Origin of the sequence: Streptomyces sp. Da 82-17 (genome assembly GCF_046098215.1) — a bacterium.
GTDB lineage: Bacteria > Actinomycetota > Actinomycetes > Streptomycetales > Streptomycetaceae > Streptomyces.
In genome coordinates this window covers 1-5,684 of the sequence record NZ_JBJURH010000050.1, presented here as the reverse complement: position 1 = coordinate 5,684, position 5,684 = coordinate 1, and the positions used below count along the sequence as shown (strand labels likewise).

Genomic DNA, 5,684 nt, shown 5'->3' with positions numbered 1-5,684 from the left:
CCCACCCCCACCCCACCCTGCGCAACAATCACCCCATGACGAGCCCGAGCCCGGAGTCGAAGCCCGATCCGCAGCCTGAAGACGGGGGCGTGTACGCCGACCGTGTCTTCCGGTCCAGTTCCGCCATCGCCGGAGGCGTGCTGCTGCTCGGGCTCGCCGTGTGGCTCGGTGGGGACGCGCTCGTGCGGGGGAGCGGGCGGACGCCGTGGCTCGCGCTCGCCGGGCTGCTGTTCGTCGTGCCGCTGATCGTCGCGTACACCGTGCGCCCCGCCGTGCACGCCAACGCCGAGCGGCTGCGGGTGCGGAACCCGTTCCGTACGATCACGCTGCCCTGGGGCGCCGTCGAGGGGCTGCGGGCGGGGTACTCCAGCGAGGTCTTCGCGGGCGGCGGCACCAAATACCAGCTGTGGGCCATCCCCGTCTCCCTGCGGGCCCGCAAGAAGGCCGCGCGGCGGCAGGTGCGGGACGCGGCGCAGGACCCACACGGCCGTACGTCCGCTGTCCTCTCCGGGCGTGACCTCGGCCGCACCCGCGCCCCCTCCGACCAGGCCCTCGACGACCTGCGCGAGCTCGCCGAGCGGCACGCGGGCGAGCCGGGGGCGCAGGGTGAGCCGAGTGTGCGCTGGGCGTACGAGATCCTCGCGCCGAGCGTCGCCGGCGCCGTACTGCTGGTGATTCTGCTGCTCGTCGGCTAGCCGGGCCCGTACGACTGCCTACGGCCACCGCACCCGCGCCCGCACCCGAGCGCGCCCTCCGACCTCCCTCACCCCTATACAAGCCGCTACGCGCGTAGATATGCTCGCCTGGTGACCATGCCCACCACTGCACCTGTTTTCGCCGACGCCACCGCGTCCGACAGTGCGCTGCGCCGCTTCCTGCACGGGCTGCCCGGCGTGGACGCGGTCGGACTCGAGGCGCGCGCCGCCGCGCTCGGGACGCGTTCCATCAAGACGACGGCCAAGGCGTACGCCATCGACCTGGCCATCTCGATGATCGACCTGACGACCCTGGAGGGCGCCGACACCCCGGGCAAGGTCCGGGCGCTCGGCGCGAAGGCCGTCCACCCCGACCCGACCGACCGTACGACGCCGACGACCGCGGCCGTCTGTGTCTATCCGGACATGGTCGCGACCGCGAAGGAGGCCGTCGCCGGGTCGGGCGTGAAGGTGGCGTCCGTCGCTACCGCCTTCCCCGCCGGCCGTGCCGCGCTCGACGTGAAGCTGGCGGACGTCCGGGACGCCGTCGCCGCCGGGGCGGACGAGATCGACATGGTCATCGACCGCGGCGCCTTCCTCGCGGGCAAGTACCTGAAGGTGTACGACGAGATCCGCGCCGTGAAGGAGGCCTCGGGGCCCGCCCGCCTCAAGGTGATCTTCGAGACCGGCGAGCTGTCGACGTACGACAACATCCGGCGCGCGTCCTGGCTCGGCATGATGGCCGGGGCGGACTTCATCAAGACGTCGACCGGCAAGGTCGGCGTCAACGCCACCCCGGCGAACACCCTGCTGATGCTGGAGGCCGTGCGCGACTTCCGGCAGCAGACCGGGGTACAGATCGGAGTGAAGCCCGCGGGCGGGATCCGGACGTCGAAGGACGCCGTGAAGTTCCTGGTGCTCGTGAACGAGACCGTGGGCGAGGACTGGCTCGATAACCACTGGTTCCGCTTCGGCGCCTCCAGCCTCCTGAACGACCTGCTCATGCAGCGTCAGAAGCTGGCGACCGGCCGCTACTCCGGCCCTGACTACGTGACGGTGGACTGATCACCATGGCAACCGCATTCGAGTACGCACCGGCCCCCGAGTCGCGTTCCGTCGTCGACATCGCGCCGTCGTACGGCCTGTTCATCGACGGCGAGTTCCGCGAGGCGGCCGACGGCAAGGTCTTCAAGACCGTCTCGCCCGCGACCGAGGAAGTGCTCTCCGAGGTCGCGCAGGCCGGCGCCGAGGACGTCGACCGGGCCGTGCAGGCCGCCCGCAAGGCCTTCGCGAAGTGGTCGGCGCTGCCCGGCGCCGAGCGCGCGAAGTACCTGTTCCGGATCGCCCGGATCATCCAGGAGCGGTCGCGCGAGCTGGCCGTCCTGGAGACCCTCGACAACGGCAAGCCGATCAAGGAGACCCGGGACGCCGACCTGCCGCTGGTCGCCGCCCACTTCTTCTACTACGCGGGCTGGGCCGACAAGCTCGACCACGCGGGGTACGGACCGAACCCGAAGCCGCTGGGCGTCGCCGGGCAGGTCATCCCGTGGAACTTCCCGCTGCTGATGCTCGCGTGGAAGATCGCGCCCGCCCTCGCGACCGGCAACACGGTCGTGCTGAAGCCCGCCGAGACGACCCCGCTCTCCGCCCTGTTCTTCGCGGACATCTGCCGCCAGGCCGGGCTGCCCAGGGGCGTCGTCAACATCCTTCCGGGGTACGGCGACACGGGCGCGGCGATCGTCGCGCACGACGACGTGAACAAGGTGGCGTTCACCGGCTCCACGGCCGTCGGCAAGGAGATCGCCCGCACCGTCGCGGGCACGGACAAGAAGCTCACGCTCGAACTGGGCGGCAAGGGCGCCAACATCGTCTTCGACGACGCCCCGATCGACCAGGCCGTCGAGGGCATCGTCTCCGGGATCTTCTTCAACCAGGGCCAGGTCTGCTGCGCCGGCTCGCGGCTGCTCGTCCAGGAGTCGGTCCAGGAGGAGCTGCTCGACAGCCTGAAGCGGCGCCTGACCACGCTGCGCCTCGGCGACCCGCTGGACAAGAACACCGACATCGGCGCGATCAACTCCGCCGAGCAGCTGGCCCGGATCACCGCGCTCGCCGAGACCGGTGAGGCGGAGGGCGCCGAGCGCTGGTCCGCGCCGTGCGAACTCCCGTCCTCCGGTTACTGGTTCGCGCCCACGCTGTTCACCAACGTGACGCAGGCGCACACGGTCGCGCGGGACGAGATCTTCGGCCCGGTCCTGTCGGTGCTCACGTTCCGTACGCCGGAGGAGGCCGTCGCCAAGGCCAACAACTCGCAGTACGGCCTGTCGGCGGGCATCTGGACCGAGAAGGGCTCGCGGATCCTCGCGGTCGCGGACCGGCTGCGCGCCGGGGTCGTCTGGGCCAACACGTTCAACAAGTTCGACCCGACCTCGCCCTTCGGCGGCTACAAGGAGTCGGGCTTCGGCCGCGAGGGCGGCCGCCACGGCCTGGAGGCGTACCTCGATGTCTGAGAAGTCCGAGAAGAGCGAGAAGAGCGAGCAGAACCGCCTGAGCGTCTTCAAGACCTACAAGCTGTACGTGGGCGGGAAGTTCCCGCGATCCGAGAGCGGCCGGGTGTACGAAGTGACCTCCAGCAAGGGTGAATGGCTCGCCAACGCCCCGCAGTCGTCCCGGAAGGACGCCCGGGACGCGGTCGTCGCCGCCCGCAAGGCCTTCGGCGGCTGGGCCGGGAAGACGGCGTACAACCGGGGCCAGATCCTGTACCGCGTCGCCGAGATGCTCCAGGGCCGCCGCGAGCAGTTCGTCGCCGAGGTCGCCGACGCCGAGGGCCTGTCGAAGGCCAAGGCCGGCGCGCAGGTGGACGCCGCGATCGACCGCTGGGTCTGGTACGCGGGCTGGACCGACAAGATCGCCCAGATCGCGGGCGGCGCCAACCCGGTCGCCGGGCCGTACTTCAACCTGTCCTCGCCGGAGCCGACGGGCGTGGTCGCGGTCGTCGCCCCGCAGGAGTCGTCGCTGCTCGGGCTGGTCTCCGTGATCGCCCCGGTGATCGCCACGGGCAACACGGCCGTCGTGATCGCGAGCGAGGCCGCCCCGCTGCCCGCGCTCTCCCTCGGCGAGGTCCTCGCCACGTCCGACCTGCCGGGCGGCGTGGTCAACATCCTCTCGGGCCGTACGGCGGAGATCGCGGCGCCGCTGGCCGCGCACCAGGACGTCAACGCCCTCGACCTGTGCGGCGCGGACGAGCAGTTGGCCAAGGAGCTGGAGGTCGCCGCGGCCGAGAACCTGAAGCGGGTGCTCCGTCCACAGCCTGTGGACTGGTCCGCCGACCAGGGCACGCACCGCCTCACCGCGTTCCTGGAGACCAAGACGGTCTGGCACCCGACGGGCTCGCTCGGCGCGTCCGGCTCGGCGTACTGACGGTTCGAGGTTCACGTACGAAATCCGGCGTACGAACGAGCGCCGGGCGGCCCGACTGGGGCTCGCCCGGCGCTCGTCGGCGTGTCGGGGGGCGGGTCAGATCGGCAGCGCGTTCGTCGCCTGGCCCACCACGGGCAGCGTGGCGAGCGTGCCGCCCTTCGTGATCGGGTCCGTCACGGCCTCGGTCGACACCGGCTTGAAGTCCGCGATCTGCGTGGCCACGCCGTTGGCGAGCGGGTCGACCCCGGTGTTGGCCAGCGGGTCGAGCTGCAGGTTCTTCAGCGGGCCCGTCGCGTACGGCAGCGCATCGGTCAGGGCCTGGCCGGCCGCCGGTACGTCGAGGTTGCCGGCCGGCCCGGGCAGTGGGGAGGACGGGAGCGCGGGCAGCGGCTGCGCGCTCGCCGTCGCCGCGCCGCCCGCGCCGAGGGCCGCGCCCGCCGCGGCGAGAGTGAGTCCGGCGCGCACCAGGGTGCGGGGCGCGGGTCGTCGGGGTGCTGCATGTCGTGCCATGAGTACGCCACCTGTCAGGCGAGTCGGGGGAACCGGAGGGTCCGGATCCCGGGCGGATTTCCGGGACTTTCCGGGAAACGGCACCCGGAGCCCGTAATCACATGAACACGAACCGTAGTCGCCCTGTGATGCGGCTTTCAAAGATTCGCCCGCGGGGTCGCCTGTGCGAGGGAATGCCGCACACTGGTGTTCCGTGAGCGCCCATCCCCCGATACCGACGCGTGTCGTCCTGCTGACCGGCCCCTCCGGCGCCGGCAAGTCCCGACTCGCCGCCCGCTCCGGCCTCCCGGTGCTGCGGCTCGACGACTTCTACAAGGAGGGCGACGACCCCACGCTCCCGCTGGTCGCGGGCAGCCGGGACGTCGACTGGGACTCGCCCGCCTCCTGGGACGCGGACGTCGCGGTGGCCGCGATCGCCGAACTGTGCCGCTCGGGCCGCACCCGGGTGCCGGTGTACGACATCTCGGTCAGCGCGCGGGTCGGCGAGGAGACCTTCGACATCGACCGCACCCCGCTGTTCATCGCCGAGGGCATCTTCGCGGCGGACATCGTGGAGCGGGTACGCGAACTCGGGCTGCTCGCCGACGCGTTGTGCCTGCGCGGCCGGCCGACGACGACGTTCCGGCGGCGGCTGCTCCGCGATCTCAAGGAGGGGCGCAAGTCGGTGCCGTTCCTGCTGCGGCGCGGCTGGCGGCTGATGCGCTCGGAGCGTGCGGTGGTGGCCCGGCAGACCGCGCTCGGCGCGCACCCCTGCGGCAAGGAGGAGGCGCTCGGCCGGCTCGCCTCGGCGGCGGCGGGCCGCTGCGTCCAGGCCCGCGGGGCGCGCCGCGCCCAGACCCCGGACCCGGCGCAGCCCGCGTAGGCCTCCGGCCCCGGACACAGATACGGCAACGGGAACGGCAGGTCGGCCGGGGGCGGCCGGACATGGCGACGGGACCGGTAAGACCCCCCGGCCTCCCGGTCCCGCTGCCGTTCCTCCCCCGTGTTTCCCCCGTGGTCCCCCGTGACCCCCGTTTTCCCCCTGGTCGTTCCCCCGTGGCGGGATCCCCGTTCCCCGTACCC

6 protein-coding genes are annotated in these 5,684 nt (G+C 72.1%); 5 read left to right on the top strand and 1 reads right to left on the bottom strand.

Annotated elements, in window-relative coordinates; genetic code table 11:
- Window positions 1-35: 35 nt before the first annotated feature.
- From ACIDOF_RS37420 to ACIDOF_RS37405, 4 genes are all read left to right on the top strand, one after another.
- Window positions 36-695: a PH domain-containing protein gene (locus ACIDOF_RS37420; protein ID WP_409010736.1), complete on the top strand. Its 660-nt coding sequence runs from the start codon at window positions 36-38 to the stop codon at window positions 693-695.
- A gap of 117 nt (window positions 696-812) precedes the next feature.
- Window positions 813-1,760 carry a deoxyribose-phosphate aldolase gene (gene deoC, locus ACIDOF_RS37415; RefSeq protein WP_409010737.1) on the top strand — a complete coding sequence of 316 codons (948 nt, stop codon included), beginning with the start codon at window positions 813-815 and terminating at the stop codon, window positions 1,758-1,760.
- 5 nt (window positions 1,761-1,765) lie between these two features.
- Entirely contained in the window at window positions 1,766-3,202 is a 1,437-nt protein-coding gene (locus tag ACIDOF_RS37410) for an aldehyde dehydrogenase family protein (protein ID WP_409010735.1), read from the top strand.
- The gene (locus ACIDOF_RS37405; RefSeq protein ID WP_409010734.1) at window positions 3,195-4,112 is read left to right on the top strand and encodes an aldehyde dehydrogenase family protein; all 918 of its coding nucleotides are present in this window, start codon (window positions 3,195-3,197) and stop codon (window positions 4,110-4,112) included. Before ACIDOF_RS37410 ends, ACIDOF_RS37405 begins: the two co-directional genes overlap by 8 nt.
- A gap of 96 nt (window positions 4,113-4,208) precedes the next feature.
- Here ACIDOF_RS37405 and ACIDOF_RS37400 read toward each other — a convergent pair whose 3' ends face one another.
- Entirely contained in the window at window positions 4,209-4,622 is a 414-nt protein-coding gene (locus ACIDOF_RS37400; protein WP_409010733.1) for a hypothetical protein, read from the bottom strand.
- A gap of 193 nt (window positions 4,623-4,815) precedes the next feature.
- Here ACIDOF_RS37400 and ACIDOF_RS37395 point away from each other — a divergent pair, with 193 nt between their 5' ends.
- Window positions 4,816-5,484: an ATP-binding protein gene (locus ACIDOF_RS37395; protein ID WP_409010732.1), complete on the top strand. Its 669-nt coding sequence runs from the start codon at window positions 4,816-4,818 to the stop codon at window positions 5,482-5,484.
- Window positions 5,485-5,684 lie beyond the last annotated feature (200 nt).

Bases quoted from the DNA above. Each gene is read 5' to 3' on its own strand.
- ACIDOF_RS37420 (WP_409010736.1), top strand. From the start codon at position 36: ATGACGAGCCCGAGCCCGGAGTCGAAGCCCGATCCGCAGCCTGAAGAC.
- deoC (WP_409010737.1), top strand. From the start codon at position 813: ATGCCCACCACTGCACCTGTTTTCGCCGACGCCACCGCGTCCGACAGT.
- ACIDOF_RS37410 (WP_409010735.1), top strand. From the start codon at position 1,766: ATGGCAACCGCATTCGAGTACGCACCGGCCCCCGAGTCGCGTTCCGTC.
- ACIDOF_RS37405 (WP_409010734.1), top strand. From the start codon at position 3,195: ATGTCTGAGAAGTCCGAGAAGAGCGAGAAGAGCGAGCAGAACCGCCTG.
- ACIDOF_RS37400 (WP_409010733.1), bottom strand. From the start codon at position 4,622: ATGGCACGACATGCAGCACCCCGACGACCCGCGCCCCGCACCCTGGTG.